The organism is uncultured Amphritea sp. (assembly GCF_937127095.1).
GTDB lineage: Bacteria > Pseudomonadota > Gammaproteobacteria > Pseudomonadales > Balneatricaceae > Amphritea.
In genome coordinates this window covers 148,367-174,542 of the sequence record NZ_CAKZLP010000054.1, presented here as the reverse complement: position 1 = coordinate 174,542, position 26,176 = coordinate 148,367, and the positions used below count along the sequence as shown (strand labels likewise).

Below are 26,176 nucleotides of genomic sequence, written 5' to 3'. Positions count from 1 at the left end.
CTCTTTGATTGATGATCAGCCGCTTGCGTTGCTGGTCCGTTTAAACAGGTTATTGTAATGGCTACTGAGATATCTTCTCCTGTTCCGCTAAGCACTCTTCAGCAGACGACTGACTTTACCCGTCGTCATATCGGCCCGGACACCGATCAGACCGCAGCGATGCTGGCTGAGCTGGGTATCAGTTCTATAGAGGAACTGATGATACAGACAGTGCCGGACTCAATCCGGCTGGATGATGCGCTGGATATGGCGGATGCCGTGTCTGAAGCCGATGCGCTGGCACTATTGCGCAGTCTGGCAGATCAGAACAGGGTGAACCGATCCTATATCGGTATGGGCTATCACAATACCCTGGTCCCCAATGTTATTTTGCGCAATGTGATGGAAAATCCCGGTTGGTATACCGCCTATACACCCTACCAGCCAGAGATCTCACAAGGCCGTCTTGAAGCATTGCTCAATTACCAGCAGATGGTGATGGATCTCACCGGTATGGATCTGGCGAATGCGTCACTTCTGGATGAGGCAACTGCGGCTGCTGAAGCGATGACGCTGTGTAAACGTTCAAATCGTAAAAAGAGCGACACTTTTTTTGTTGCCGATGACGTGCATCCCCAGACCATTGATGTGATCAGAACCCGGGCCGAGTATTTTGGCTTTGAAATTGTTGTCGGCAACCCTCTGACCGATCTGGATAGCTGTGATGCCTTTGGTGTTCAGCTGCAATATCCGGGAACCTACGGTGATATTACCGATATTAAGACTTTGATCGAAAAAGCCAGGGCGCAGCAGGCGATGGTGTCTGTCGCAGCGGATCCATTAGCGCTGGTGTTGCTGAAATCCCCTGGTGAGCTGGGAGCGGATGTCGTGTTAGGATCGTCCCAGCGCTTCGGTGTGCCGATGGGCTTTGGTGGCCCGCACGCTGCCTTTTTTGCGGCCAGTGAAAAGCTCAAGCGTTCAGTGCCTGGCCGTATTATCGGCGTCTCTATTGATGCCAATGGTAACCGGGCACTGCGGATGGCGATGCAAACCCGGGAGCAGCATATCCGTCGTGAGAAAGCGACCTCCAATATCTGTACTGCTCAGGCGCTGCTGGCGAATATGGCGTCGTTCTACTGTGTCTATCACGGACCGGACGGTCTGAAAACCATCGCTGAGCGGGTACACCGTCTGACTGCTATTCTTGCCAACGGTTTGAAGTCTAAAGGCGTGATGGTGAATGACAGCTACTTTGATACCCTGACACTGACGTTGCCAGAAACGGCTGCTGAGGTCTATCAGCGGGCACTGGATGCCGGTTGCAACCTGCGTCAGACCGCAGTGGATAAGCTGGGCGTCTCGCTGGATGAAACCACCCGGCCTGCTGATATTGCCGAACTGTTTGACGTTGTTCTGGGGGCGGGTCACGGTTTGTCCGTGGCTGATCTGGATGCCGCGATTGTTGCGGGTGCGGTAACGGGCATCGCGCCGGAGATGCGTCGCAGCGATGCGATTCTGAGCCATCCGACATTTAACAGCTATCACAGTGAAACCGATATGCTGCGCTACATGAAGAAACTGGAGAATAAAGATTACTCTCTGGTACACGGTATGATCCCGCTGGGTTCCTGCACCATGAAGCTGAACGCAACTGCTGAGATGATTCCGGTTACCTGGCCTGAGTTTTCCAGTATTCACCCGTTTGCGCCTGCGGATCAGGTGCAGGGTTATCACACGATGCTCAGTCTGCTGGAAGAGCAACTGGTCGAGATTACCGGATACGATAAGGTGTCGCTGCAGCCTAACTCCGGTGCCTCCGGTGAATACGCCGGTTTGCTGGCGATCCGTAAATATCAGGAATCGGTTGGCGAAGGGCATCGTAATGTCTGTCTGATTCCGTCGTCTGCACACGGTACTAACCCGGCGTCTGCGGCGATGATGGATATGAAGATCATCGTCACCCGCTGCGATGAGAAGGGCAACGTTGATGTTGCGGATCTGCGGGCTCAGGCTGAGCTGCATAAAGATGATCTCTCCTGTCTGATGATCACTTATCCCTCCACTCACGGTGTATATGAAGAAGATATCGTTGAGATCTGTGACATCATTCACAAGAATGGTGGCCAGGTGTATATGGACGGCGCCAATATGAACGCCCAGGTGGGGATCTCTAAACCGGGCCTTATCGGTTCTGATGTGTCGCACCTGAACCTGCATAAAACCTTTGCTATCCCGCACGGTGGTGGCGGTCCAGGTATGGGACCGATCGGTGTGAAAAGCCATCTGGCACCGTTTCTGGCGAGCCACAAGGTTTCTCCGGTCACCGGCTTGAACCCTGAAAACGGCGCAGTTGCAGCAACCCCTTATGGTTCTGCGTCTATTCTGCCGATCACCTGGATGTATAACCTGATGCTGGGTAAATCAGGCCTGAAGCGCTCCACCCAGATGGCGATTCTGAATGCGAACTACATGGCGGAGAAATTGTCCGGGCACTATCCGGTTCTCTATCGGGGGCGTAACAACAAGGTTGCCCACGAGTGCATCATCGACATTCGCCCGCTGAAGGAGGCCTCCGGGGTCACCGAGGAGGACATCGCCAAGCGTCTGATGGATTACGGTTTTCATGCGCCGACCATGTCGTTCCCGGTAGCGGGTACGCTGATGATTGAGCCGACCGAATCTGAATCTAAAGTTGAGATCGATCGTTTTATCGAGGCGATGGTGCAGATCAAAGCGGAGATCGAGAAGGTCCGTAGTGGACTCTGGCCCGCGGATAACAACCCGTTGTGCCGGGCTCCGCATACGCAGGCCGATATCATGGCTGAGGAGTGGAACCGTCCCTATACCCGTGAAGAAGCGGTATTTCCAAGTCGTGCAACCCGGGACAGCAAGTTCTGGCCAACCGCAAACCGTATAGACAACGTGTATGGTGATCGTAACTTTATCTGTTCCTGTCCTCCCATAGAAACCTATACGGATCAGTAACAGTATTTCAGCACCGGTTGATCGTGCTATCAGCCGGTGCTGGTTCCGTTTTTTTCGGCTGGCAAGCCGGATAGGCTTTTAATCTGTGTGAACCTTTTTTATCAATGATATAGAGGGTTGATGAGAGTCTATCTCGCTTTTTAGCGAACCTGTAAAAGCAAACCGTTTGAGCGGATCGGGTAACTGATCCGCTTTTTTTGTGTTAAAGAGGTTTGTTCAAAACAACACCGTAACATCAGCTTCATATCTCTCAGGCATTTTGGTGGTATAACCCAGGAGGCTAAGATGACTGATATCCTTAGTAAAATCGAACAGATCTATAACGAGAAGGGCCATAAGCATTATGGCGAAGGGGTAAGCCAGGTTGAGCATGCTGTGCAGTGTGCTCGTCAGGCGGTGGATGATGGTGAACGGGATGATATGGTTGTCGCGGCTTTGCTACATGATATCGGGCACCTTATTGATGAGGTAAACCCGGTTCATGGTAACTTCCATCACGACCTTGTAGCCGCTGAATTTCTTAGCAATGGTTTTCCTCCCGGCGTAATCGAGCCTATCCGCCTTCACGTCAGCGCAAAGCGTTATCTGTGCACGGTTGAGGCCGGTTATATTGACGGTCTGTCCGAGGCCTCCAGACACTCTCTGGAGCATCAGGGCGGTTTGATGAGCGCCGACGAGGTCACGGCTTTTCGGGCCGAGCCTTTTCATGAGCAAGCGATACAGTTGCGACGTTGGGATGATGAAGCGAAGGACGATATGCTGGCTTCGACGCCGTTTGCCAGCTTCAGCCACTATCTGGAGAGTGTTTACGGAGGTTAAGGCCTGCCTGAATCTCTCAGGGGAATTGACAGATATAAAAAAACCGCCATAAGGCGGTTTTTTTAGCTATTCTTATTGCTCCGGCTGAAGCACCCTAATTATTAAACTCAATGGGGGGGGATGCTTAACTTTCGGGTGGTATCAGCCGAAGTAATATTTCTATATATACAATATTGATGCCTGTTTTATTTAAACCAATAATTATCAAACAGTTATATTGTCTGTGATCAATTTTATTTCAGCGATCTGAAAAATAGTGTTACTCATTGGATACTTAATTTTTCTTGTTTTTATAAAATTCATATAAATCAATCTATTACGGTGTCTCTTATTTGACTCACTCGTTTATAATCAATAAGTTAACGCCCGCTTTTCTTAAGTGTAGGCGGTATTAAGCGGATTCAGTTAGCGCGTCATCACTAAAGCCTGTGCGCTCTGATAAATAGTTATGAGTGGTTGGGAATGAGCAGGTTCATATGTATAGCATCATTATCTGTTGAGGATATCAGAGAGAAAGTCTGATGATGACGCTGTAGAAGTCGGCCGCAGAGACTTATCGATAGTTTAAACAAAAAAAAACAGGCCGGGGCCTGTTAAAAAATAAGAGCTATAAACAGTAATCGACCTGTCTAGGGCCAATATTATGCTCTTAAGAGAGAATCGTTTCAGATAGCAGCAGTGTCATTGTCCATCGCTTTCATGGACATCTTGTAGTTTGTGTGGCTCGAAAGAGGGCCAAAAGCAGATGTATTTGTTTTAACTTTGTCTTTAATGAATGCAAATGCACTCAGAATCAGTTCTGCCTGGACTTGCGAGCGCATATTTGCAGCTTGCTTATAGATACTGTTGTGGGGTTGCGGAATAACCATTGTAATCACCATAAATTGAATTCAGTTCAGCAAATATATTCAGTCGATTAGACTTGATCTGTCAGAACTAAATTCAGAAAACAGAAAGGGGTCACCCCTCCGAATATCAGCGCATTTTAGACTTTAGTCTCAGCGGTGATAACTGATCTATTTTCAGATAAATGATGAGATAAATTCATCATGATGCCAAGTGGGTGTTTTAATGAGCAAACATCTTATAAATCTGATCTGCAGGCGAGTATTTACCTGCTCTTGGTCCCTGAGTATAGTTGATGCACAGATGACTGAATCTGTTTAGCCTGGAGGATTAACAATGAAGATACTGGCGTTATCGGGAAGTACCAGAGCGGAATCATTTAACCGCAGATTACTTGATATCGCGGTCGCTGGAGCGCGACAAGCAGGTGCAGACGTTACTGTTGTTGATCTTAGCGAGTATGAAATGCCTCTATATAATCAGGATTTTGAATATAGTGAAGGTGTTCCGGAAGCAGCCGCTGAACTGAAGAAGTTGATGGTGGAACATAACGGCTTGCTGATCGCGTCTCCCGAGTACAATGGCTTTCCCTCACCGTTGCTGAAAAACACCTTTGACTGGCTTTCGCGCAAACAAACAGACCATGAGCCGCCGATGTTTGCGTTTCAAAACAAAATTGCGGCAGTGGTTGCGGCCTCACCCGGAGCGGGTGGTGGAACCCGGGGGCTGACTATATTGCGTATCTACCTTCAGAACCTGTGTATTATGGTGCTTCCGGGTCAGGTGACTCTGGGACAGGCGGGACAGGCATTCCGGGAGGATGGCCGGTTGCATAATGATCAGATACAGAAAGCCACCGAGTCTCTGGGCGCTGATCTGTTTGAAATTTTACAGAAACAATCTGACCGGTTGGATTGATAATGACGGGGGAAAACTATTTTCTCGGCTTTTCCCCTGCATCAGCACGCAATCGTACGCCTATTCTGGAGGCATTGGTCAGTCTGCTGAAGGGGGACGAGGCTGTTCTTGAAATTGGCAGTGGCAGCGGTCAGCACGCCGTTCATTTCTGCCAGGCTTTACCCTCTCTGCGCTGGTTGCCTTCTGAGGTAGCACAACAATTGCCGCTGTTGCAGGCTAATCTTGAGGCGCACGGATGTGACAATATTCATCCGCCCGTTCTTGTCGATCTACAGCACCCGCACTGGAGTTCCGTATTACCACCAGTCGAGCTGGTATACAGTGCGAATACCTTGCATATTATCAGTTGGACTGAAGTAACCTCGTTGTTTAACGGGGTGGGGGCGGTGCTTGAACCTGCTGGACGGCTTATTCTCTATGGCCCATTTCGTTATAACAACTGTTTCACCAGTGAGGGGAATGCAGAGTTTGATTGTTGGCTCAAAGAGCGTAATCCAGACAGCGGCATTCGTGATTTTGAACAGATAGATTCTCTGGCGCGTGGTGTCGGTTTAATACTGGAAACGGATATCAGTATGCCCGCTAATAATCAGTTACTGGTTTGGAAAAAGACTTAATCGGGTATCAGGTGTTCGCTAAATATTGGGGAGTAGGGAGTAATAGGACGTGTGTAGATCAGGAAGATAAGGGTTCTGATAGATGCTTAAACGGGACAGGTTAGAAGAAAGTAGGCTGTGACCCGGAGGTCACAGCCGGGCGATAAAAACATTACAGGATAGTAACGTTCTCAGCCTGTGGTCCTTTCTGACCTGAAGTTACTTCGAAAGAAACTTGCTGTCCTTCGTTCAGAGTCTTGAAACCATCGGAGTTGATAGCACGGAAGTGAACGAATACGTCAGGGCCGTTATCCTGTTCGATAAAACCATAGCCTTTATCGGCATTGAACCATTTAACGGTACCAGTAGATGTAGACATAATTGTATTCCCTACAATAGTATTTTTTTAAATAATGGTGCTCTGATAAATGTCAGAAACACGGGTTAAGCTAAGAATGCAGGGACTACATTTATGACTAAGGGACACACAGGTTAATCTGATGGACTCTTTGATACATAAAAATCGGGCCGTACTTTCAAGCTGATTCAATTCTATGACATTTGATAAAAGAGTAAAAGAGTTATTTTTAAAACGTTTTATTGTCTTAAGCTGTTGTAATTAAACGGTTTATTGTTTTTTGAATCATGCGTATTAATGTAACATAATCGCCTGCTATTATTTTTTCCGGCGTTTTTTACCCTCTGATTAAGGTTGCCAATTACGGTTTGCAAGCGTGATTTGTATCTGAGCAGAGGCTGCTCTGATCGATTTCGATGCGATGGTTGACTGTTTGAAGGGGGGGAGAGCACATTATATTGCTGTTGAAAGTACACTTTAAAGAGATTGCCTCAGGGATGGCTCCCTGAGGCAATCTTAAACATTTACCACATAAGATCGTCAGGGATCTGATAATCTGCATAGGGATCATCCGGATCGATCTCTTCCACCGTCTGGCGGCTGATAATCAGTTCCGGGCGGCGCTCGCTGATTTTTTCGGCCACGCCTGCCGGTATCAGAATGTAACTGCCTTTGCTGGTTGCGATCGCGAGGTTACCCTTCGCTAACTGTTCTTGCAGCGCTTTGTTTACGTATAGCTTCTTGATGGTAGTACCATCGACAAAGTTGTATTCGACATCACCTTCGTGAGGCATGTTAATACTGTTTTGTAACATCATCTGAACACAGGATGCATCGATAGAACGACGGGTGAGTTCATCCTCCCGCTGACGATTCAGTTCCCGGTCCCGTTGCAGTTTCTCCTCTTTCGCTTTGGCTATCGCCTGTTCCCGTTCCAGTTGTTCCGGGTCTTTAAAGACTTCACCTTTCTTTACCGCTTTTGCCTGTTTGGTTTGCTTGCGCTTTTCAGCTTTGGCTTTGTTCGCCTGTTGCTTATTTGCCAGACCAGCTTTAAGAAGCTGATCTTGTAGAGAGCCTGCCATGATATTTACCCTGCTTCTGTCGCATTCTGGTTGCGAACTATATCGGACATTGGGTTTCAGCTCCACATTGTGCCACTGATTAAATGATGCTCACTAACCTTCGATGCATCTGATCGCTTGCTTGATACTCAAGTAATACCGTAAAAATCACTGGCGCTGTGCATATCTTCCTCAATACCTATTTATCTGTATCGATTGTTTATTTTTACTTATGGTCTTTATTCGCTTTAATCTCCTGGCTCAGTGTTGTTGAATAGTCGTATCGATAACTAATCACTGTGCGAATCACTCACTATGAAGATAGCTGTATACTGTGGAGCCTCGTCCGGACCAGCCGAGGGGCCCTATAAACGCGAAGCACGAAAACTGGGAAATCTGATGGCCCGGCAAAATATTGAACTGGTGTATGGAGGCTCAAGTGTCGGGTTGATGGGGAGTGTCGCCGATGGAGTACTGGAGGCAGGTGGACATGTGTGTGGTGTGATGCCTCAGGTGCTGGTTGATCGGGAGCAGGTGCATGTGGGTTTGAGTGAGTTGCATGTGGTTGACGATATGCATCAGCGTAAAGCTGTGATGATGGAGTTAGCGGATGCCTTCATTGCACTTCCGGGGGGAACGGGCACGCTGGAGGAGCTGTTTGAGGTCTGGGCCTGGCGGCAGATCGGTATTCACCATAAGCCGTTCGGTTTGTTGAATATCGCCAACTACTTCGATAATCTGCTGGCCTTTATCGCGCATGCGGCAGGTGAAGAGTTTATCCGGGATGAATACCGTGATTTTTTGTTAGTTGATGAGCAACCAGAAGGGCTGCTTATCCGGCTGACGGACAAGCTTCAACAGGAGTGAGGAAGCAGGGCGTTATCGTTTCTGGTCTTCTTCGTTTACGGGATCAACGTGTTTTATCCTGCTGTAATGTCTTTTAATAACTGCGGACAGCTCTGTCCGACAGTGTAACTTTGGAGTCAGCATGTCGAAAATGCCGGAAGGGCGTCCTTCACTCAGAACCATTGCGATGCCGGGGGATGCTAACCCTGACGGGGATATCTTCGGTGGCTGGATCATGGCGCAGATGGATCTGGCCAGTGGTAGTTTTGCTTCACAGGAAACAAAATGCCGGGTGGTCACGGTTGCAGTGGATGCGATGACATTCCATAAGCCGGTTAATATTGGTGATGATGTCAGCTGTTTCTGTAAAATTGTACGTTACGGTAATACTTCGCTGGTGGTTCATGTGGAAACCTGGGTTCAGCGTCACCACAGTGAGCTGATTGAAAAGGTAACCGAGGCAAATTTCACTTTTGTCGCGATTGGCGGCGATGGCCGTCCAAAGCCTATTAAAGCTGAGATGGTATAACGCGGAATAAAGAAACGCGCCAAACAGAGGTTGTTAAGCGCGTTCCCCGGCAGCTGTTTAAGCTGCCGGGTGATTTTACTGGCGAATGCCTTCAACGTTCAGATTCAGATAAACGCTTTCTGACGCGGGGCCGAGATTGAAGTTGATGCCATACTCTTTCAGTTTCAGCTCTGTAGTACCCTGGAAACCTGCACGGTATCCACCCCATGGATCTTTGCCTTCACCAATCTTTGTTACCGCGATCTCAATCGGTTTGGTCACTCCCCGCAGTGTCAGATTGCCACTCAGTATTGCCGACCCATCGGCTGCAGGCGTGAAGGCCGTGCTGACAAATTGAGCATCCGGAAACTTGTCTACTGCCAGAAATTCATCAGAACGCAGGTGTTTGTCCCGTTCCGCATGGTTAGAATCAACGCTGGCGGGCTTGATATTAACGGAAACGGTCGAAGCTGCCGGGTCTGCTTCGTCGTAGCTGAAGCTGCCGTTAAATTCATTAAAGCGGCCCACTAGCCAGCTGTAGCCAAGGTGTTTGATACTGAAATTGATAGAAGCGTGAGCCCCTTTGTCATCGATCACATAGTCTGTTGCCTGAGCTGATGTAATAGTCCCGGCCAGAATTGCACCAGCAATAATCGTTTTTAAATTCATTTGTGAGTCTCCTGACGCATGTTTAGCATGCGGGTTAAGGTTTTATCTTTATTAATAAAGTGGTGCTTCAGCGCGGCCAGCGCATGTATCGCCGCCAGACTGATAAGCAGTGTTGCGGTTATGAAGTGGATCTCACCTGCTATATCTTCCTGGTTTTCAGTTACAGCCGGCAGTGCCGGTATCTCAAACCAGTTGAACACCTCAATTCCCCTTCCGTCAGCGGTAGAGATCATATAGCCGGATACCAGCGTAGTTATTGTCAGCAGGTATAGCAGCAGGTGCACAGCTTTAGTTGCAAATAGCAGCGGTTTTGGTTGTGGCAACGGTGCCGGAGAGGTATTCATTATTCGCCAGAGAATCCTGAGTAATAGCAGGCCTAGCAGGATCATGCCAATACTCTTGTGCCAGTAAGGCACGGTATGATAATCCGGGTCGTAATAGGTCAGCGTGCCGATATAAAGTCCTAGCGGATACATGCCTATAATGATCAGGGCAGTCATCCAGTGCAGCAGAATTGACCCTAAACCGAATGATTCAGGGTTGTCTTTAACAGCTATTGCCATCTTTCTGTTCCGTTTGACAGACGGCATCAGCCGTCTGTCATCCTGTCGTGGTTGTTACTGTTTCCAGCGTTTAGCTGCTGCGGCTACCCGTGCACCCAGTGCCTGAGCGGTATCGCGGTCGCATTGCGGCGGTGCAATATCAGGGCCTTCGTCAGCATTACTCTGTGCCATCGCGCCCAGATAGCTACCAACCCGGTTGAGACTTTGCGGATCACCCTGGCTGCTGTTGTTGCCGTTGGCGATCGCCAGGTTCACCCAGTTCATACCATGTTGTGCAGCAAATATAGACATCTGAATCAGGGTGTTCAGTTTATCGCCACTCAGACTGGCAGAGTTGGTGAAACCAGCAGCCAGTTTGTCTTTCCAGCCCTGCTCAGCCCAGATTTTTGAGCTGGCGTCCATAAAGCACTTAAACGGACCACTGACGGAACCCATGTAGGTTGGTGAGCCAAAAATAATGGCATCGGCACCCGCCAGCTGTTCCCAGTTTATCGCTTCCAGATCTGCGACAGACACTGTAATCGCCACTGCGCCAGCATTTTCTACGCCAGCTGCAACCGCCTGGGCAAGTACTTCAGTGTGCCCGTAACCACTGTGATATGTGATTGCTACTTTTACCTGGTCAGACATGAAGAGTACCTCGTTAAAGTGTGTTATCGGGTTATGTCCCCGTAGTCATACCCACTTTAATGCTTCATAATAAATTCATCTAATGCATTATTGTGATGATTGCTATGCGTGAAGTGAATTTAAGATCGGTTGATCTGAATCTGCTGGTGGTATTGCAGCAGTTACTGGAAACCCGGCATGTGACCCGTGCGTCGGAGTTATTGAATATGAGTCAGCCTGCGGTCAGCCGTGCATTGCAGCGGTTGAGGGATACCTTTGATGATCCGCTGCTGGTGAGAACAGCCCAGGGTTATGATCTGAGTGCCCGGGGGGTGGATATCTTGCCTCGCTTACAGGTACTTATCAGCGGTATGGAGCAACTGATTGCGGAGCCGCAATTTAATCCGGCAGAAGCTGAGGATGTTGTGAGGGTTTACGGTCTGGATCTGGAAGTCGCCTGCTTTGTCTCACCGCTGATGAAAGTGCTGCGCTCGGAGGCGCCAAACATGCGTCTGGAGGTGCGGACGGAGCCGCGTAACCATTTTGAATTGTTGGAAAAAGGCGAGGTGCAATTCTCGCTGACCGGGATGGAGCCGCAGGCTGGAGAGGGGCAATACCGCCGGCTGCTGATCGCCCAGTCCGGCGTTGTCTGTATGATGGCGGCGGATCATCCGTTGGCAGCTCAAAAATTAACGCTGGATAACTATCTTTCTGCCAGTCATGGCCTGGTGTCTATGACCGGTCAGGGGCCGGGTCATGTAGATCAACGGCTGGCACAATTGGGGCTTAAACGGCACCTGGCGTTGCGGTTGTCTAACTTTATGACCGCGGCGGACTTCTGTGAAACGACTGATCTGTTGTTTTTTCTGCCACAAATCGTTGCTCAGCGAATCGCTCAGGGACGCAATATTCTGCTGACTCCGGTCCCTGATGAGCTGCAGTCTCCGCCGATTAATTTTTATCTCTATTGGCATGAGAGGCACCACCGTGACCCTATGTGTCGATGGATCCGGCAGCGAATTTTGCAAGTGATCTGATGTAAAGCTCTGATGTAAAGTTCTGATATTAAGTTCTGATATCAAGTTCTGATATCAAGTTCTGACGCTAAAGTAGTAGGTTAAATTGACGCAAAGTACTATGGCTGGATAGGGCCGCTTTACCGATCATTTATAGTCGATCAGTGGAGTCGCTTTATGCCATCTTTCCCATTATTCAAAACGGCAGTGCATTTATATCAGCATACCTGTCGCGCCATCTGTCTGCTCTTTTGTCTGTTAAGCAGTAGTCTCGCTTTTGCCCAGGTGTCTGAAACTGAGATACGCACCATTTTTCCGAAGTTGACCCGGATTGGTGAGATGCAGCAAAACCCCACTGTGGTGCCAGTCTACCAACTGGATCAGTTGTTAGGCTATGTGTTTGAAACCAATGACCTGACCAATCTGCCCGGCTTTTCCGGGGAGCGTGTTAACCTGCTGATCGGTATGGATGCCGCCGGTATGATCGTGAAGATCAACGTGCTTAACCATCATGAGCCAATTTTTTTACACGGCCTTGGCGAACAGCCGATGATCGAGTTTCTCGATCAGTATGAGGGGATAACTGTTGATAAGCGGGTGATCGTGGATAGCCGTCATAAAGGGCAGGATACAGAGGGCTCCGGAACGGTCTACATCGATGGTGTTACCAAAGCGACAGTGTCGGTGCTGGTGATGAACGATACGGTGCTATCTGCTGCGTTGCAGGTTGCGCGTGCTTATCTTGAGGGGTTTGAACGCCCGCCCACCGTTACGGTACGTGAGGATGTTTTTCAGCCCTATAGCTGGCAGCAGTTAGAAAGTAACGGGCTGCTTCGCCCCTGGTCGGTTTCCAAAGATCAGTTACAGGAACGCTTTCCTCTGGCGTTAGAGGATTATCAGGATCCTGAACTACAACAGGCGCTGGCGCAGTCCGATCTGCCCGTACGTTATTATTATGCTTATCTGAATACTCCGGTGACCGGTAAAAACTTGCTGGGCGAGCAGGATTTTACTCGTCTGAAGGCGGTGTTGCGCCCCGGAGAGCATGCTTTGCTGGTGGCATCGGTAGGGGATTATGGTTTTTTAGAGCCGGAATTTCGCCGCGGCACTGTGCCCAGTCGGCTAGGGATGTCCCAGAACGGTCTGCCGGTGGATATACGTGATCTGGATTTTTTTGACAACTCTCAACCGCAGCTGCCCGCCGATGCTCCTGCGTTTGGAGAGCTACGCGTGTTCAGAATTAAAGCGCAGTCAGGGTTTAATCCTTCGCAGCCGATGTCACTGGATCTGGATCTGGATCTGCCCCGCAACCACCTTATTCGTGATCAGGCTCAGTTCGAAGACAGCTATCAACTCCCCGTCGATCTGTTTGATATCAACGTGATCGAGGAGGTTAAACCGCTGCCGTTATGGCAACGTTTATGGCTGGACCGTTGGCTGCAGATCACCGGCCTGGTGCTGACTCTGCTAGTGGTGACCGCTGCATTTATCTGGCAGCACCGGTTATCGTCCCATAGTCGTCTGTTTCACCGGGTTCGCTGGGGCGTGATGCTGTTTACTCTTGGTTTTATCGGTATCTATGCCCAGGGGCAGCTCTCGGTTGTGAATATTTATACTTTGTTGCTGCAGCTGGTGAAGGGCTTTGATATACAAGTGTTTCTGTTAGACCCGGTGCTGTTTGTGTTGTGGACTTATGTGTTTATTACCCTGTTTCTTTGGGGGCGGGGAGTCTTCTGTGGCTGGCTCTGTCCCTTTGGCGTGCTACAGGAGATCGCCGCTAAAATGGGTGGCCTGTTGAAATTGAAGCAGGTGAAAATTCCTCCGGCTGTGCATCAAAAGCTGCAGAAACTAAAATACCTGTTGCTGGTGGTTCTGGTGGGCAGTGCCTTCTGGTCGGTCAGTCTGGCAGAGCGGCTGGCGGAACTGGAGCCTTTCAAAACAGCGATCACGCTGACCTTTATTCGCAGCTGGCCTTTTGTTGTGTATGCGCTGCTGCTGTTAGTGGTGGGGATGTTTATCCATAAGTTTTTCTGTCGCTATCTGTGTCCTCTGGGCGCTGGTTTAGCCGTGCTGGGAAGGTTTAGTTTGTTTCGCTGGTTGCACCGCAGGGCTGAGTGCGGCAGCCCTTGCCAGTTATGCAAAGTGCGTTGTGAGATCGACTCTATCAACAAGGATGGCAGTGTTGACTACAATGAGTGCGTTCAATGTATGGAGTGTATCGTCATTCTGAATAATGATGATCAGTGCGCCATTGAGCTGTCACAGAGTAAGCAACGGGCAAAAGCCGCCCGGGCAACCGGTGAGATTCCGCTGCAGCAGCTTTAATAGGGCTCTGATTTAACAGAGCTTTTGTTTAACAGAGCTCTTGTTTAACAGACTTCTGAGTTTTTAACCGAGGCCGAGCTTAATGCCCAGCAATACCAGTCCACCGCCGATGACTCGTTCAATGGTGGTGCGTACCCGCTGCAGCCATGCCTGAATGGCGGGACGAGTCAGCAGCAGGATAATCATACTGAGCCAGCCAAACTCAACAAGCACCGGGGTGGCGCAATACAGGATCTGCATTGGGATACTGGAGACCTCTGCGACGACATGACTGAAGATCGCCACAAACATAATCAGAATTTTAGGGTTAAACAGGCTCACCATCATTCCCGCCATAAACGGATTATCACTGCCCGATTCTGCATGATCACTGTTTTTGTCTGAGCGGGTGGCCAGGTAAACAATCCCCAGATAGATCAGATAGGCGCTGCCAAGCCAGCGAATCGCTGCATAAAGCGCAGGGGTGCTTTCAATCAGGGCCGCCAGGCCTATCACCGACAGTAGCACATGGATCGCCAGCGCGGTTGCCAGCCCCAGTGCGGTGATAAAGCCTGAGCGTCGCGACCCCCGCAGCGTATTACGTAAAATAATTGCCGTATTGGCACCGGGAAGCATCGCGCCCAGCAGCATTATGCCGGCAAAAATCAGCCATTCAGTCATTGAAATATTCCATTAGGGAGGGCGGTTCACACCACCTGAGTTAATGACAGCGATTTTAGTCATCGGGCAGGGGATTAGCGAATACCGATATCGGATAAAGGTTATCAGTTTTAGTTATGACCTTGGGTTGTGAAAACAGTCATGAAAATAGTTATGAAAACAGTCATAAGCTGTCGTTGCGGACCAGGCGGCAGGCCGTGATGCCGGAATCACTCACTCAGACTGTGCAGCATCCGTTCACGAAGATAACGGTGCGCCGGGTCACCCTGAAGTCGCTGATGCCAGATCAGGTAGTAGTTGCTGGCAGGGATCTTCAGCTGTTCAGGCAGTGCCTTAATGCTAAGTCCGTATGTTGTGCCGAGTTGGGTGGCGATGCGCGAAGGCAGGGTGAGCACATAATTGGCGCGGCTGGTGATCGCCATGGCAGAGTGGATAAATGGCACGGTCAGTTTCATGGTGCGTTGCAGGTTCAGTTGTAACAGTGCTTCGTCGACGGCGCGAATCTTATCACCCCCTGCGCTGATACCGATATGCTCAGCGCTGATATAGTCGTCCAGTGACAGGGTTTGCCCGGCCAGGGGGTGGGAGCTGTTCATCAGACAGCTGTAACTGTCGCTGCCGAGCTGTTTACCATAGATATCATCGGGTACGGTGTCCAGGATACAGGCAGCCAGGTCCATCCGTCCCTGGCGCAGACTTTCCATCATGCCCGGATGCCAGAGGTGAAAATGCAGACTGATACCCGGCGCATCCTGTTGCAGGTCTCCCATCAAAGGCGGCAGCAGATCATGAGTAATAAAGTCGGTGGTGGCGATATTGAATTCGCCGATATACCCGGCAGGCTCAAACTGACTGGGGATCAACAGATTTTCAAGATGGTTGAGTGCATCGGGCAGCTGCAGCCAGAGCTGTTCTCCCCGTGGCGTCAGGTGCATAGTGTTACCCACTCGCACCATCAGCGGGTCGCTGAATATCTCTCTCAGCTGGCTCAGATTACGGCTCATTGCCGGCTGACTGATATGCTGAGAGCTTGCCGCCGCGGTCACGCTTTTACTATGCAATAGATAGTAGAGTGAGATCAGCAGGTTGAGGTTGATGCGGGCCAGTTCCATCAGGCCAGCATATCAGTATTACTGATAACGTCAATCCTCTCTCAGGGGTTGCAGAGGCTAAAGAAAAAAGGGATCCTGTGCGGATTATCAACTGAACTACTATCAACTGAACTATAGGATTATATTCATGGCACGCGCGACAGCACGACACATTCTGGTAAGCAGTGAGACTCAGTGCGCTGATCTTAAATCACAAATCGAGGCGGGTGCTGAGTTCGCTGACCTGGCTAAAAAACACTCCAGCTGCCCATCCGGTGGTCAGGGTGGCGATCTGGGCAGCTTCGGTCCGGGTCAGATGGTTGCTGAGTTCGACAAGGTGGTTTTTTCAGCCCCTGTCGGTGAAGTGCAGGGACCTGTGCGCACCCAGTTTGGTTATCATCTGCTGGAAGTGACCAGCCGCGAAGACTAATCGTCTTTCTTAGGAGGCTGCTGCCGCAGTGATGCGCAGTAGTCTTTCTTCTCTGATCGGGATGTAAACCAGATATAGTCAGCCACTCCTGCGTTACTGCTAATCGCTTCAGCAGCGGTTGTCAGCGCGTCATCGGTCTCTGTCAGCAGAATAGACACAACGGCTTTCGATGTTAGTTTTTTCAGGTGTTGCGGAACACCAGTGTCTTTTCGGGCGTGAAACGCGCCAGTGATCAGAATCGCCTGCATCTGTTTGCCCAGCTGATCGCTTAATGCATAGGCCATACTGGCGTCCCGGCTGAGCTGAATGCTGGTCATCGGTCCCATCTGCTCCATTGGGATAGCCTGACAATGACTTTCAAACACCTGTTGCTGAATCGTCGACCGAATTGTTTGTGGAATATCGCTGACTGTCGCCAGGCGTGGCTGATCCGGTAATCCTTTTTTATAGATCTGCATCAGCAGCGGTTTACTCAGATTGCCTGCCTTCAGTTGATTACCATCTTTAAGCGCGGAGCTGATCAGCGGGCCATAATCCTGCCAGGGCCAGCTGCTATCGCTCCAGTTGAGCAGGGTTTTTATCTCAGATTCGCTGCTGGTGGCTGAAAGCTTAGGGATATTTTCACCCTGCTGTTCGTCCAGCATCTCCAGGACTAAGCGGGTTTTAGTGCCATTTTGCAGATCTTGTAGCAGTTGTAACTCCAGCCGATGGTGTTCCGGGTTATCATGTTTTTCGCCGACAAGGATAAAACGGCTGTTGCGTAGCTGCTTCAGTAGCTCTGCGTAGCTGATCTGTGTGCCGCTGATCATGCTGAAAACTTTACCGCTAAGCGGATGCTGCTCAGCCTGTAGCGAAGGTTCCGTTTTTTTTGGTGATTCGGCCTGAGGCGCTTTGGTATTATAACCGCAGCCGCCGGTTAGCAGCAGGGTGCCGGTCAGAGTATACGCAAACAGTTGGTTTAGAATCCGTTCTTTTATAGGCATTTTGATCAAGCCCCTTTTCAGCTGCGAAGTGCTGGGGTAACGTTATAGAAAAATAGAGTATGAAGGAGAAACATATCATGAAATCAGGAATAAAAGTTAGCATCCGTAAGAAAGGGGAACGGGACGGTGGTGTTGACCCTGAGTTGCAGAAACGGGTCGATGAGGCGGTACATTTTGTCCAGGGGCTCCGGAAAAAAGGCGATAACGTCAAGCAGATGATGGAAAAGCTTAATGAACATGATCATAAGCATCCGGATGGCAGTGACTGGAGCTACGATTCACTGCATGATTTTATAGCTGAGCACCATATCTGAGGTGTTTGTAACTCTGTTATTGCAGCTGCCGAATGGTGGGGAAATCCGCTGCGTGTAGCCTGATCCATTCAACGGCTGCCTGTTCACTTGAGAGCTGGCGGCCCTTCCGGTGTTGTTTTAAGCGATAGCTTTCAATCTGACAGATCTGCTCTATCATTCTTAAGCTGTAGACCTGCTCCGGGTCATCGAAGCCTATTCCCAGAAGAAAGCCAGATTGCTCCTGCTGGCACCAGATGACATAGCCGGTAGCCGACAGGCTGGGTTGCGAAAGAGGAAGGCAGATATCGATAGTCGAACCCGGCTTGATGTACGATTCGGAAGGGCAGCTCAACCTTGCCGGACTGAACTCCCGGTATAACGGGTGACAAAGATTAACGGCCTGAGACTCCTGCGTTGTGCTAAGCAGGATGGGAATATCTGCCGGGTGGAGTAAGTAGTGTTTGGGCATAATGCACCTCGAAGCTGATCGCTTAAGCTTGCTGTCGCTGTGTAATCCCTGACTTAGCTAATTTCAAAGCTCAATTTAAGAGCTCAAATTAAGAACTCAATTTAAGAGCTCAATTTAAGAGCTCAATCTCAACGCGCTTTGGCTATTGTTATGCTATCGGCGATTTCCTGGCTGGATTTAGTCACTTTTTCAAAACTATTCTGATGCGTTGTGCCTGTATCGCAGCTGAACTTTCTGTTGATTTTGTTCAGCGGACGCTGCTTTCCAGCGTGAGGATTAACCTGTGCTTCGGGGCTACCGGTCTGTATAGGGCCTTATCTTTGAGGTGAGCAGAAACGCCTGCACTGCTGAGTGTGTTCATTGTCAGTATTGGCAAGCCTCTTGACACTGATGGCGATTATGGTGGGTATAAGAGACGCTAATTTCCCATAAAATATTAGTAAGCTATTGATATTTAAATGATAAATAGCTTTGGCCCTGTTCCTGCAGTATGGAGGATATCGTAAAAACATATCTGGAGAGTGACTCATGGTACATGAAGAGCAAGGCGTAGAGATTTTTGGTATTTTATCCACTATTCTGATGGTGGTAGTCGGTTTGGTGGTGGGTATATCGCCTATGCTGGTACAGGTAGGGATATTGGTATCCTGATTTTTATATCTATATTTTAAGGTTGGCAGATCAAGAAAACTCTTTCCAGCGATTCAGCCAACCGATTCACTCAGCTGCTTTGGGGGATGCATATTCCCCTTTTTTATTGTAAGTTATGTAACTAGTTACGTAATTTGTTTTATTGGGCTCTGGTTTTATATGGATTACATGAAAAGTTTTGGCAGCCTGTCTCTGGGTAGCCGTTTGAAGCGGCTATCGGACCGCTTAGTTCAGGATGTTAATCAGTTATACCAGAGCCAGGGAATCAATCTGAACCCGACGTTCTTCCCGCTGTTTAATATCTTGCATCAGCAGGGGGCGATGACGGTGACGGAGGCGGCAGAGAGGCTGGGTGTTAGTCATCCGGCTATCAGCAAAATCGCTCGTAAGATGCAGCAGGAGGCGTGGCTGAGTAAAACGGCGGATCCGGCCGATGAAAGGCGTCAGTTGCTGGCGTTGACTGTAAAAAGTGAAGCATTATTAGAGCAGATAGCGCCGGTCTGGACAGCGATTCAGGCTTACCTTGATGCGCTGATCGGTTCTCAGCAGCACCCGATACTGGACTCGCTTGCCGAGTTTGAAACATTGCTGCAACAGCAGGGATTTTATGCCCCGATAGTGCAACAACTTGAACGCCGGAATGAGGGGCAACAGGTCGCTATCCAGGGCTGGGATGCAGCGCTACGGGATGATTTTAAACGACTCAATATGGCCTGGCTGATGCGTTATTTTGATGGAGAGATAACCGAGCGGGATGAAGACGCGCTGAACAATCCGGAAGGCTACTATCTTGCCCGGGGCGGTTATATCTGGTTCGCCCGTAATGTTACCGATAACCGGGTGGTGGGGTGCGTGGCGCTGGCTTGCCATGCCGATGGCCGCTTTGAAATTTCGAAAATGGGCGTCGACGAAGCCTGGCAAACGGTGGGTGTCGGTCGCAGGCTGTTGCTGGCAGCGCTGGATAAAGCCCGTGAACTTGGGGTTGCAGAGGTCTTTCTCGAAAGCTCAAGTAAACTGGACAGAGCGTTGCAGTTATATCGCAATCTGGGGTTTCGGCAGATGCCCCATCCGGATGGGCATTCTTATTACAGTCGCGCTGATATCTATATGGCGCTGAGTTTATAGGCATAAGTTTAAAGGCATGAGCTCAAAAGCATGAGTCACGAGTATGAATTGTAATGTTATGAATCAGGATAACGCTTCTGTAAAGCGTCGGGAGATGCTCGATGGCGCCAAAGCCACCATACCGCTGATTATCGGCGCTATCCCGTTTGGGATTATCTTTGGCACTCTGGCAGGTCCCAGTGGTTTGTCTGCACTGGGTGCAATCGCGATGTCGGTGTTTGTCTATGCGGGCTCGGCCCAGTTTATTGCGCTGGGTTTGCTGGCGGCGGGGGCTGCGGTTCCCGTCATTATCGCGACTACATTTGTTGTCAATCTGCGGCATATTCTCTATGCGGCCAATCTGGTACCCAAGGTGGGTCATCTGTCCCATCGCTGGCGGGTGATGATGGCGTTTGGTCTTACCGATGAAACCTTTGCCGCAGTCAGCAACCGTTTTCTGCTGCAGGACAATACCGAACATGCGCACTGGTTTTATCTGGGGTCATGGCTGGCGATGTATGGCAACTGGGTTCTTTGCACCGCATTAGGGATCGCTTTGGGTGAGTTGTTCCCGGATATGACTGATTGGGGGCTGGATTTTGCTATGTCGGTCACCTTTATCGGTATGGTGGTTCCCTACCTGAAGAGTAAGCCGATGTGGGGGGCGGTAATCGTGTCCGGCGCAATAGCCATGGCAACCATCGGTATGCCCCATAAGCTGGGTTTAATGGTGGCCGCACTATGCGGTATCTCAACCGGGTTATCTATGCACCTGTTGCTTAAACGGCAGTCAGTATCGGAGACAGCTCATGAATGAAGTTTTGTTGATTCTGGGCATGTTTCTGGTGACCTTTAGTGTTCGTTATGTGCTGTTCGGCGTTGCCGGTAAAGTGCGCTTTCCGCCCTGGCTGACAACTGGGTTGAGTTTTGTACCCCCGGCAGTGCTGACCGCCATCATTGTCCCGGCGGTGCTGTTGCCCCGGGGAGAGTTATGGTTGCGGGCAGATAACCCCTGGTTACTCGCTGGTGTATTCGCTGCACTGGTATCATTCTGGCGCCGGGATCTGCTGACCACAATTGTTGCCGGCATGCTGTGCTTCATGTTGCTAAGATTCGGTTTCGGCTTCTAACGATGTTGATACTCAAAGCCCTTGATGAAAGCACTTGGTGAAAGCGCTTTTAGTAAGCTCTTGAAATAAGCTCTTGAAATAAGCTCTTTTAATAAGTTCTTTTCGAAAGCTCTTCTGGTAAGCCTGGTAACCGCATAGAGGATAAACTGAAAAGCTGCTTTCCATATAAATCTCAGGGTTTATCTGTAACCCTCCCCGTTACAGCTGCTGATGGGTTATATTCTGTCTATTGGCATATAACGTGTAGATTGATATTGAAGTCAGAGCAGGTGTGAGCAGAGGCGGGTTATTATCAATTCAGCAATCAGTATCCGGATCAGTGGACAGGTACAGGGGGTCGGCTTTCGTCCCTTTGTGTATAACCTTGCCCGCCGTCTTGGTTTGAATGGCACCGTTGCCAACTCTGCTGCGGGCGTAGAGATCTTTGCTGAGGGCCCGGCCTCAGACCTGTTGTTGTTCCGTCAACTGCTTGAGCAGGAGCAACCCCCGATGTCGCTGATTGATGCGCTGACGGCAGAACCTTCTGAACCTCAGCACTTTTGCGATTTTAGTATCGTTTCAAGCCGCCAGGGTGATCTGCAGCTGGGGGTGACGCCCGATGCTGCCGTCTGCCCGGATTGTCTGCATGAACTGTTTGCTGCGGGTGACCGGCGCTATCTTTATCCCTTTATCAACTGCACTAACTGTGGTCCGCGCTACAGTATTATCCGGGCGCTGCCCTATGATCGTCACCAGACGAGCATGTCCGAGTTTGCCCTTTGTTCTGCGTGTAACGCTGAATATTCTGATCCTGCAGATCGCCGTTTTCATGCTCAGCCAAACGCCTGCTCAGCGTGTGGCCCCCGGTTAAGCTTTGTTGATGGGGCAGGAGAGCTTCAACAAGATGATCCGTTAACCGCCGCAGTGGATCTGATTCAGCAGGGGATGATTGTTGCAGTCAAGGGGATCGGCGGATTTCATCTCGTGTGTGATGCCCGCAACCCTGCGGCAGTTGCACGGCTGCGACAGCGTAAGCATCGTCCGGTTAAGCCTTTTGCCGTGATGGGGCTGAATCCGCAGTCGCTAGCCTCGATGGTGTCGCTGAATGCCGCACGGCAACAACGCTTACAGTCACAGGATGCCCCGGTTTTGCTATGTCCTTCTCGTGATAATCTTCCTGAAGGAATTGCCCCCGGACTGGCGTGGTGCGGGGTGATGCTGCCCCATACCCCGTTGCACTATCTGTTGTTGCACCGCTTGTGCGGCAGTCCTGCCGGAACCGACTGGCTCAGTCAGTCACAGTCACCTCTGCTGGTGATGACCAGCGGTAATCGTAGTGGCAACCCGCTGGTCACCGACAATGATCAGATAGTCACGCAGTTACAGGGGATTGCCGATGGCTTTCTGCTGCATAATCGAGATATCCGCATCCGCTGTGATGATTCAGTGGTTAACGGACTGTCGGATCAGATGCCGCTGATTCGCCGGGGCAGGGGGCTCGCCCCGCAGATGATCCGCCTGCCGCAGAGTGGCCCGGCGACCCTGGCCGTCGGCGCGTTTTTTAAGAACACTCTCTGTCTCACTCAGGGGAACCGGGCCTATGTATCCCAGTATATTGGCGACCTGGATAATCCGGATTGTTGTCAGTCGCTGGCGGAGATGACCGGGCACCTGAGCGCTCTGCTGGGCATTAAGCCTGAGCAGGTGGTCTGCGATCAGCATCCCGATTTTTATAGCAGCCGCTTTGCCCGGGACTATGCACTGCAGAACGATATCCCTTTGCACACTGTTCAGCATCACCACGCGCATATCGCCTCGGTGATGGCCGAACAGGGTATCAGCGAAGCGGTACTGGGGCTGGCGCTCGATGGTCTGGGGCTGGGTCCTGATCAGCAGTTATGGGGCGGTGAGCTACTGCGGGTGGAGGGTCACCAGTACGATCGCTTAGGGCATCTGCCTCCGTTGGCGTTACCTGGCGGGGATCGCGCCGCCAGTGAACCCTGGCGATCTGCGGCAGCAGTTTTGCATTCTCTGGGACGCAGTGATGAAATTCTGGCTCGCTTCACTCAGCCCGCCGCGATCACCGTTAAACAGATGCTGGAACAGGACTTTAACTGCCCGCAAACCAGTAGCGCAGGCCGTTTGTTTGATGCGGTCGCATCCCTGTCCGGTATCTGTCATATCAACAGTTTTGAGGCGGATGCCGCGATGCAACTGGAAGCCAGTGCCTACCGTTATCTGCAACGGTTTGGCCGCCCGAATCAGGATTTGCTGATAGACTTTAATGAGTCTGGTCAGCCAATGCTTAACCGGCTACTGCACTGTATCGCTGATATTGATGACCCTGAATTGGCCGCGGCGCTGTTTCACCATCAACTGATCGATGGTCTGAGTCGCTGGGTTATCGATCAGAGTCAGATTGTTAACTTAAACCGTGTGGTATTGGCGGGCGGATGTTTCCTCAATCAGATATTGTTACAGGGCATCACTGAAAAATTACAGCAGGCGGGAATGACCGTCTACAGTGCGTCAAAGCTACCCTGCAATGACGCGGGTATCAGCCTGGGTCAGGCGCAGATTGCGCATTGTCTGGCGCTGCAAAATAACAACGATCAACAATCGGTAAAGGGGTTATCCCAATGTGTTTAGCAATTCCTGTAGAGGTGGTTGAAATACTCAATAGCGACACGGCGATTGTCGATATCGGCGGCGTGCGCAAAGAGATCAATGTTGCGCTGATCGAGGATCTGGTGGTCGGTGATTATGTGATCCTTCACGTCGGCTATGCTTTGAATAAAATCGATCCGGAAGAGGCCCGCAAAACACTGGAGCTGTTTGCTGAACTGGGAGAACTGCAAGACTCCATCAACGACAACCAGCAGATGATCTCATGAAATATGTCGATGAATACCGGGACGGCAAACTGGCGCGGGAGATCGCCGAGCGTATCCGCACCGAAGCGTTGCCATCCAGACTGTATAACCTGATGGAGTTTTGTGGTGGTCATACCCATGCGATTTTTCGCTACGGTATCCCGGATCTGCTGCCGGATAACGTCAATATGATCCACGGGCCGGGGTGCCCGGTGTGTGTCCTGCCGATCAGTCGTCTGGACACCGCGATAGAGCTGGCGGTCACCCATGGGGTTATTCTCTGCTCCTATGGCGATATGATGCGGGTGCCCGGTTCGCGCAAACGCAGCTTGCTCAAAGCCCGCGCTGAGGGGGCCGATGTACGGATGGTTTACTCCTGCATGGATGCGCTGAAGCTGGCACAGGATAATCCAGACCGTGAAGTTGTGTTCTTTGCTATCGGTTTTGAAACCACCACACCGCCTACAGCACTGGTGATCCATCAAGCCCGCAAACTGGGGCTGAAAAATTTCAGTGTCTTCTGTAACCATGTTCTCACACCTGCAGCGATCGGCAGTATTCTCGACTCGCCGGAAGCGGGAGAGCTGGGGTTGCTGAAACTGGACGGATTTGTTGGACCCGCCCATGTCAGCACCGTGATCGGCAGCCAGCCCTATGAGCGTTTTGCCGAAGAGTATAGTAAACCGATTGTCATTGCCGGTTTTGAACCTCTGGATCTGTTGCAGGCGATTCTGATGCTGATCCGTCAGGTGAATGATGGTCGCGCAGAGGTTGAGAATGAGTTTTCCCGTGCCGTTACCCGGCAGGGTAATGAGCGTGCCAAACAGGTCGTGGATGAAACCTTCGAGGTGCGTGAATCGTTCGAGTGGCGGGGACTAGGATTTGTGCCGCTAAGTGCGCTGCAGATCAGGCCGGAATTTGCTGAATTCGATGCTGAAAAACGTTTCCCGGTGGAATACCGCAGCTCAGCAGAAAACTCAGCCTGTGAGTGCGGCCCTATTTTGCATGGCGTGAAGTCACCCCGTGACTGCACGTTGTTTGGCGCAGCCTGTACCCCTGAAAGCCCGCTCGGCCCCTGCATGGTGTCCAGTGAGGGGGCCTGCGCGGCCTATTATAGCTATGGTCGTCATCAGGACTCGCTGATAGCCAAAGAGAATGCCTGATACACAGGATAAGACTGTTAAAACATGCTGCTGAGATAGATAAGAGTTTACACAATGACCAAGCGAACTGAATACAGCCATGCGCTGGATCTGCAGAACGGCCGGGTAGAGATGGCCCACGGCAGTGGTGGTAAAGCGATGGCCCAGCTAATTGACGAGCTGTTTTTGCAGGCGTTTTCTAACCCCTGGCTGGAGCAGATGAACGATCAGGCCTGTTTTACTTTGCCGTCAGGGCGGGTGGTGATGGCCACCGACAGTCATGTGATCTCGCCACTGTTTTTTCCCGGTGGTGATATCGGTTCTCTATCAGTACATGGCACGGTCAACGATGTAGCGATGTCCGGGGCGGTGCCAAAATACCTCTCCGCAGGTTTTATTCTGGAAGAGGGCTTTCCGCTGGCGGATCTGCAACGGATTGTGCAATCGATGGCCCGCGCAGCCGAAGACGCCGGTGTCGCCATCGTTACCGGCGATACCAAAGTGGTGGAGCGGGGTAAAGGGGATGGCTGCTTTATCAATACCACCGGCATCGGTGTGGTGGCGGAACAGCTGAACCTCTCCGGTAACCGGGTACAACCGGGCGACAAGATTTTGCTCTCCGGCACTCTTGGGGATCATGGAGTCGCCATTATGTCCCTGCGTGAAGGGCTGACCTTTGACACCTCCATAGAGTCCGATAGCCAGTCTCTGCATGATCTGGTGGCGGCAATGGTAGCCGAAGTGCCCGGGATTAACTGTATGCGCGACCCAACCCGGGGCGGCCTGGCCGCCACCCTGAATGAGATCGCCCAGAGCAGTGGTGTCGGAGTCACTATCTACGAAGCCAATATCCCGGTCAAACTCCAGGTCAGTGCTGCCTGTGAGTTTCTCGGGCTGGATCCGCTCTATGTTGCCAATGAAGGAAAGCTGGTGGCGTTTTGTCCGGCGGACAAAGCAGAGCAACTGTTGGCCATTATGCGGAAACATCCGAAAGGCAAAGAAGCCGCGATTATTGGTGAGGTGACCGCCGATCCGCTGAAGTTTGTGCAGATGGAAACAGTGTTTGGTGGGCGGCGGATGGTGGATTGGATATCGGCCGAGCAACTCCCTCGCATCTGCTGAGTCTTCCCATGGAAACGTCATGCTGCGTTTACGCTCACTCGTGTAAGAGAGCTACACGTCGTTCGCTAGGCCTTGCCTGACATTCCCATGATAAGCCTCAGTTTGTATTGCCAGGGAAGCACCATGCTGCGTTTACGCTCACTCGTGTAAG

The 26,176-nt window shown here is 50.7% G+C and carries 28 protein-coding genes; 18 read left to right on the top strand and 10 right to left on the bottom strand.

Annotated elements, in window-relative coordinates:
* Positions 1–57 precede the first annotated feature (57 nt).
* Positions 58–2,964, top strand: coding sequence for an aminomethyl-transferring glycine dehydrogenase (gene gcvP / locus Q0499_RS12530; RefSeq protein ID WP_299199862.1), 2,907 nt, complete (start codon positions 58–60; stop codon positions 2,962–2,964).
* 285 nt (positions 2,965–3,249) lie between these two features.
* A complete protein-coding gene (locus tag Q0499_RS12525) occupies positions 3,250–3,783 on the top strand; it encodes a hypothetical protein (protein WP_299199860.1) in 534 nt (177 codons plus the stop codon).
* Between the two features lie 665 nt (positions 3,784–4,448).
* Here Q0499_RS12525 and Q0499_RS12520 read toward each other — a convergent pair.
* Positions 4,449–4,652: a hypothetical protein gene (locus Q0499_RS12520; RefSeq protein WP_299199858.1), complete on the bottom strand. Its 204-nt coding sequence runs from the start codon at positions 4,650–4,652 to the stop codon at positions 4,449–4,451.
* A gap of 313 nt (positions 4,653–4,965) precedes the next feature.
* Here Q0499_RS12520 and Q0499_RS12515 point away from each other — a divergent pair, with 313 nt between their 5' ends.
* Positions 4,966–5,547, top strand: a complete 582-nt coding sequence (locus Q0499_RS12515) for an NAD(P)H-dependent oxidoreductase (protein WP_299199856.1) — start codon at positions 4,966–4,968, stop codon at positions 5,545–5,547.
* Between the two features lie 2 nt (positions 5,548–5,549).
* Positions 5,550–6,164, top strand: a complete 615-nt coding sequence (locus tag Q0499_RS12510) for a DUF938 domain-containing protein (RefSeq protein ID WP_299199854.1) — start codon at positions 5,550–5,552, stop codon at positions 6,162–6,164.
* 151 nt (positions 6,165–6,315) lie between these two features.
* On the opposite strand, the gene Q0499_RS12505 is transcribed toward Q0499_RS12510, so the two are convergent.
* Together Q0499_RS12505 and Q0499_RS12500 are read right to left on the bottom strand one after the other, a co-directional pair.
* Positions 6,316–6,522, bottom strand: a complete 207-nt coding sequence (locus Q0499_RS12505; protein ID WP_299199852.1) for a cold-shock protein — start codon at positions 6,520–6,522, stop codon at positions 6,316–6,318.
* A gap of 503 nt (positions 6,523–7,025) precedes the next feature.
* The gene (locus Q0499_RS12500; protein WP_299199850.1) at positions 7,026–7,583 is read right to left on the bottom strand and encodes a DUF2058 domain-containing protein; all 558 of its coding nucleotides are present in this window, start codon (positions 7,581–7,583) and stop codon (positions 7,026–7,028) included.
* Positions 7,584–7,877: 294 nt separating this feature from the next.
* Here Q0499_RS12500 and Q0499_RS12495 point away from each other — a divergent pair, with 294 nt between their 5' ends.
* Both Q0499_RS12495 and Q0499_RS12490 read left to right on the top strand, forming a co-directional pair.
* Positions 7,878–8,429: a TIGR00730 family Rossman fold protein gene (locus tag Q0499_RS12495; RefSeq protein WP_299199848.1), complete on the top strand. Its 552-nt coding sequence runs from the start codon at positions 7,878–7,880 to the stop codon at positions 8,427–8,429.
* Between the two features lie 121 nt (positions 8,430–8,550).
* Positions 8,551–8,937 carry an acyl-CoA thioesterase gene (locus tag Q0499_RS12490; protein WP_299199846.1) on the top strand — a complete coding sequence of 129 codons (387 nt, stop codon included), beginning with the start codon at positions 8,551–8,553 and terminating at the stop codon, positions 8,935–8,937.
* Positions 8,938–9,012: 75 nt separating this feature from the next.
* Here Q0499_RS12490 and Q0499_RS12485 read toward each other — a convergent pair whose 3' ends face one another.
* From Q0499_RS12485 to Q0499_RS12475, 3 genes are read right to left on the bottom strand one after another with little or no spacing between them, the layout of a single operon-like run.
* Complete coding sequence (locus tag Q0499_RS12485) at positions 9,013–9,585, bottom strand: YceI family protein (RefSeq protein ID WP_299199844.1); 573 nt, start codon at positions 9,583–9,585, stop codon at positions 9,013–9,015.
* Positions 9,582–10,148, bottom strand: coding sequence for a cytochrome b (locus Q0499_RS12480; RefSeq protein ID WP_299199842.1), 567 nt, complete (start codon positions 10,146–10,148; stop codon positions 9,582–9,584). The genes Q0499_RS12485 and Q0499_RS12480 overlap by 4 nt, the downstream gene beginning before the upstream one ends.
* 54 nt (positions 10,149–10,202) lie before the next feature.
* On the bottom strand, positions 10,203–10,778 hold the full coding sequence (locus Q0499_RS12475) for a flavodoxin family protein (RefSeq protein WP_299199840.1): 576 nt from the start codon (positions 10,776–10,778) through the stop codon (positions 10,203–10,205).
* Between the two features lie 104 nt (positions 10,779–10,882).
* Here Q0499_RS12475 and Q0499_RS12470 point away from each other — a divergent pair, with 104 nt between their 5' ends.
* Together Q0499_RS12470 and Q0499_RS12465 are read left to right on the top strand one after the other, a co-directional pair.
* A complete protein-coding gene (locus Q0499_RS12470) occupies positions 10,883–11,794 on the top strand; it encodes a LysR family transcriptional regulator (protein WP_299199838.1) in 912 nt (303 codons plus the stop codon).
* 156 nt (positions 11,795–11,950) lie between these two features.
* Positions 11,951–14,098 (top strand): 4Fe-4S binding protein, encoded by a 2,148-nt coding sequence (locus Q0499_RS12465; protein ID WP_299199836.1) that lies wholly within the window; start codon positions 11,951–11,953, stop codon positions 14,096–14,098.
* Positions 14,099–14,161: 63 nt separating this feature from the next.
* On the opposite strand, the gene Q0499_RS12460 is transcribed toward Q0499_RS12465, so the two are convergent.
* Both Q0499_RS12460 and Q0499_RS12455 read right to left on the bottom strand, forming a co-directional pair.
* Positions 14,162–14,758: a LysE family transporter gene (locus Q0499_RS12460; RefSeq protein ID WP_299199834.1), complete on the bottom strand. Its 597-nt coding sequence runs from the start codon at positions 14,756–14,758 to the stop codon at positions 14,162–14,164.
* Positions 14,759–14,967: 209 nt separating this feature from the next.
* Positions 14,968–15,870 carry a LysR family transcriptional regulator gene (locus tag Q0499_RS12455; protein WP_299199832.1) on the bottom strand — a complete coding sequence of 301 codons (903 nt, stop codon included), beginning with the start codon at positions 15,868–15,870 and terminating at the stop codon, positions 14,968–14,970.
* A gap of 127 nt (positions 15,871–15,997) precedes the next feature.
* Here Q0499_RS12455 and Q0499_RS12450 point away from each other — a divergent pair, with 127 nt between their 5' ends.
* Positions 15,998–16,279 (top strand): peptidylprolyl isomerase, encoded by a 282-nt coding sequence (locus Q0499_RS12450; protein ID WP_299199830.1) that lies wholly within the window; start codon positions 15,998–16,000, stop codon positions 16,277–16,279.
* Here the strand turns inward: Q0499_RS12450 and Q0499_RS12445 are convergent.
* The gene (locus Q0499_RS12445; RefSeq protein ID WP_299199829.1) at positions 16,276–17,262 is read right to left on the bottom strand and encodes a ChaN family lipoprotein; all 987 of its coding nucleotides are present in this window, start codon (positions 17,260–17,262) and stop codon (positions 16,276–16,278) included. The genes Q0499_RS12450 and Q0499_RS12445 overlap by 4 nt on opposite strands.
* Positions 17,263–17,339: 77 nt before the next feature.
* Between Q0499_RS12445 and Q0499_RS12440 the strand changes: the two genes are divergently transcribed.
* On the top strand, positions 17,340–17,576 hold the full coding sequence (locus Q0499_RS12440; RefSeq protein ID WP_299199828.1) for a hypothetical protein: 237 nt from the start codon (positions 17,340–17,342) through the stop codon (positions 17,574–17,576).
* A gap of 16 nt (positions 17,577–17,592) precedes the next feature.
* On the opposite strand, the gene Q0499_RS12435 is transcribed toward Q0499_RS12440, so the two are convergent.
* On the bottom strand, positions 17,593–18,024 hold the full coding sequence (locus Q0499_RS12435) for a hypothetical protein (protein WP_299199827.1): 432 nt from the start codon (positions 18,022–18,024) through the stop codon (positions 17,593–17,595).
* A 528-nt stretch (positions 18,025–18,552) separates the two neighbouring features.
* On the opposite strand from Q0499_RS12435, the gene Q0499_RS12430 reads away from it, so the two are divergent.
* From Q0499_RS12430 to hypE, 8 genes are all read left to right on the top strand, one after another.
* Positions 18,553–18,675, top strand: coding sequence for a hypothetical protein (locus tag Q0499_RS12430; RefSeq protein WP_299199825.1), 123 nt, complete (start codon positions 18,553–18,555; stop codon positions 18,673–18,675).
* A gap of 159 nt (positions 18,676–18,834) precedes the next feature.
* The gene (locus Q0499_RS12425; protein ID WP_299199821.1) at positions 18,835–19,800 is read left to right on the top strand and encodes a GNAT family N-acetyltransferase; all 966 of its coding nucleotides are present in this window, start codon (positions 18,835–18,837) and stop codon (positions 19,798–19,800) included.
* Between the two features lie 43 nt (positions 19,801–19,843).
* Positions 19,844–20,596, top strand: coding sequence for an AzlC family ABC transporter permease (locus Q0499_RS12420; protein ID WP_299199819.1), 753 nt, complete (start codon positions 19,844–19,846; stop codon positions 20,594–20,596).
* Positions 20,589–20,909 (top strand): AzlD domain-containing protein, encoded by a 321-nt coding sequence (locus Q0499_RS12415; RefSeq protein WP_299199817.1) that lies wholly within the window; start codon positions 20,589–20,591, stop codon positions 20,907–20,909. Before Q0499_RS12420 ends, Q0499_RS12415 begins: the two co-directional genes overlap by 8 nt.
* 288 nt (positions 20,910–21,197) lie before the next feature.
* Complete coding sequence (gene hypF, locus Q0499_RS12410; protein ID WP_363317798.1) at positions 21,198–23,537, top strand: carbamoyltransferase HypF; 2,340 nt, start codon at positions 21,198–21,200, stop codon at positions 23,535–23,537.
* Positions 23,528–23,782, top strand: coding sequence for a HypC/HybG/HupF family hydrogenase formation chaperone (locus Q0499_RS12405; RefSeq protein ID WP_299199815.1), 255 nt, complete (start codon positions 23,528–23,530; stop codon positions 23,780–23,782). The genes hypF and Q0499_RS12405 overlap by 10 nt, the downstream gene beginning before the upstream one ends.
* A complete protein-coding gene (gene hypD, locus Q0499_RS12400; RefSeq protein ID WP_299199814.1) occupies positions 23,779–24,924 on the top strand; it encodes a hydrogenase formation protein HypD in 1,146 nt (381 codons plus the stop codon). The genes Q0499_RS12405 and hypD overlap by 4 nt, the downstream gene beginning before the upstream one ends.
* A 54-nt stretch (positions 24,925–24,978) precedes the next feature.
* Positions 24,979–26,025: a hydrogenase expression/formation protein HypE gene (gene hypE, locus Q0499_RS12395; RefSeq protein ID WP_299199813.1), complete on the top strand. Its 1,047-nt coding sequence runs from the start codon at positions 24,979–24,981 to the stop codon at positions 26,023–26,025.
* The last annotated feature ends 151 nt before the right edge of the window (positions 26,026–26,176 follow it).